General features: G+C 42.3%; 4 protein-coding genes. All 4 read right to left on the reverse strand.

All coding sequences use genetic code 11. From position 1 onward, the window contains the following. Positions 1-91 precede the first annotated feature (91 nt). The 4 genes from EK22_RS21715 to EK22_RS21730 all read right to left on the reverse strand — a co-directional run bounded on the left by EK22_RS21715 (position 92) and on the right by EK22_RS21730 (position 2,008). Positions 92-439, reverse strand: a complete 348-nt coding sequence (locus EK22_RS21715) for a hypothetical protein (protein WP_036254426.1) — start codon at positions 437-439, stop codon at positions 92-94. Between the two features lie 68 nt (positions 440-507). Continuing rightward, complete coding sequence (locus tag EK22_RS21720; RefSeq protein ID WP_200882647.1) at positions 508-777, reverse strand: DUF2489 domain-containing protein; 270 nt, start codon at positions 775-777, stop codon at positions 508-510. Positions 778-885: 108 nt separating this feature from the next. Then, positions 886-1,185, reverse strand: a complete 300-nt coding sequence (locus tag EK22_RS21725; protein WP_036254429.1) for a contact-dependent growth inhibition system immunity protein — start codon at positions 1,183-1,185, stop codon at positions 886-888. Between the two features lie 13 nt (positions 1,186-1,198). Then, a complete protein-coding gene (locus EK22_RS21730; RefSeq protein ID WP_036254431.1) occupies positions 1,199-2,008 on the reverse strand; it encodes an RNase A-like domain-containing protein in 810 nt (269 codons plus the stop codon). Between the last annotated feature and the right edge of the window lie 203 nt (positions 2,009-2,211).

Genomic DNA, 2,211 nt, shown 5'->3' on the forward strand with positions numbered 1-2,211 from the left:
CTTATATAAAGTCAGATTCGTGATCACCGGGCTTGTCCAACAACCGGTTCAGATTGTGGTTCGCTTTGCTCACACAATCTAACCTTATTCGTTATATTTTGACCGTATAGCTAAGTGCGAGTATCTCAAACTGACCAATCCCATTAAAATTGAACTTGTAATGCTTATATTCTTCAGACTCTGCAATCTCACCTTGTTTTACATGTAACTGCAGCCAGTCTGACCCTTTTATTTCATAAGAAGAATCATCTCGCTCACCGCTCAGGAATGACTCAGCCATTTGCCATTTAAAAGCAACAGCGTCAGCAAAGAAAACCTCAATTTGATTCTCTTGCCAGTCTTTGAATTTGAGTGTCACATCGCCATCTTCCTGATGAATCTCAGGATACTCAGCATCAGCGGTCGAAAACCCTGGTTGAATTAACTTCGCCGTTTCCATGACTTTTCAAACATAACGGCTAAGCTAACCGGCGCGAGCGGTAGCGAGCGTCCGAGTTGGGCGCATTGTTAAGCACTGAATCTCTCCGCCAGTGATTTGCACTGCTTTAAGGAAAATTCCTTTGCCCACGTTATCGATTCCTGAATCTCAGGCTCGTGCCTTTCTAACGCATCCTTAGACCAATACTGCCTTGCTGCACCAATAGGTAAATAGTCTATTTCTGATGCAATTGCGGTAAATGCAATGAAGTCAGGATCATCTTCTGGAACCTCCACCTCATGCCGGAGCGATGAAAGCTCGATTGCGCCCTCAAGATAGTTAATTGTACCGTCGAGCATGCCTTTCACTATTGCGGCTACCTTTTTCTTTGTAATTCGACGTACTCTTCGTGGCTCATTTGCTTTGTTAGGCCATTCATATTCAAATAAGATTCTGTAACTACATTATTATTCTTGTGAAAGAAGCTCTACAATATTCTCTAAAAACTTTCTAGTAGTTGGTGCAAAACCAGTTGGCTCTATATCCGGGTTAAATATTCTTATGAATTCTGATTCTAAAACGTTATCTTCCATTTTGAGGAATTGTGAAATTTCTTCTATTAATCTTCCTTTCTGCTTAGAAGAACATGATGCGTTAAATGAACCAATAATTTCTTCAACCGAGTCCCCTTCAATATCATAATCTTGATGGAACCAACCCGACATCAATTCAGATATTTCTGGGTAGTCGTCTACAGATTGTTGCATGTTAAACGCCTTTTTATGGTTTAGGATAAGCGGTTAATATGAAGTATATTCGATTATTTTCTCGTACTTTTCGTATAACAACAGTAACCTTGGTCATGTTCTGTAGTTGTCCGGTACTACGAACTACACCTTTTCCTACAACCTTACCTGCTTGATAGTTGAAACCTTTGGTTTGGCCAATATTAGCATTTTTCGCCCATTCTTTTATTGCGATCTTATTTGCTCTAATTGCTTGTGCAACGAAGTGTTCCGCGTCTTTTAATGAATTGAATGTAGTTGCTGCTGGAATTCTGCTTTGAGCGGCAAGACGCGCTCGAAGTTCTGCTTCAGTTTTACCGACATGGCGTGCAATTGTATGACCTCCTGCTGTTTCCTCAGCAACTAAGCTAATCGCACCTCTGCGAATTGCAATTGCGCGAGCTAGTCCAGCGAACCCTGCAATTAATGGGACAGCAATATCAATAGCCATTCCAACATTAGCGGCGGTTTTATCATCTGCTCCCATAGCTGTAGCTGCGGCAGATACTGCCTGAGAGGTCATTGTAGTTCTAGTTTGCCCTGAGACAATTTGCATTATCCCAGTAGATGTTGTGTCGAGCCCATGTGTACCTAGTGCGGCTCCGGCTACCTTTGTAACGGTTGTAGGTTCAGGTATAAGAAACAGTGCGCCTGCACCGACAAGTTCAAGTGCTCCAGCTACTAATGTTACACCTCCCCATAGTCTGTTTGATAAAGAGCTAGTTTCTTCTATTGTTTCATTTTCGAGAACTGCTGCAAGTTGAATCGGGCTTAAAACAATATCTAGCCCTTCTTCCTTATCCATAATTTCTCCTTCCGTAATATTATTGATAGTCTGAAGTAGACTGAAAACTAATGAGTAGCGGGCCTAACGCTAAAATCAGCGGCGCGTTTAGCGTCCGCTGGATTTATTTGTTGGACGAAGCCGCTACGCGGAGAAAAAGCCCCAGCGCCTGATTATTTATAGAATGTAACCTCAAGCCCTCACTGAGAGGGATCATTCCACGA

Source organism: Methylobacter sp. BBA5.1, assembly GCF_000746145.1.
Classification (GTDB): Bacteria; Pseudomonadota; Gammaproteobacteria; order Methylococcales; family Methylomonadaceae; genus Methylobacter; species Methylobacter marinus.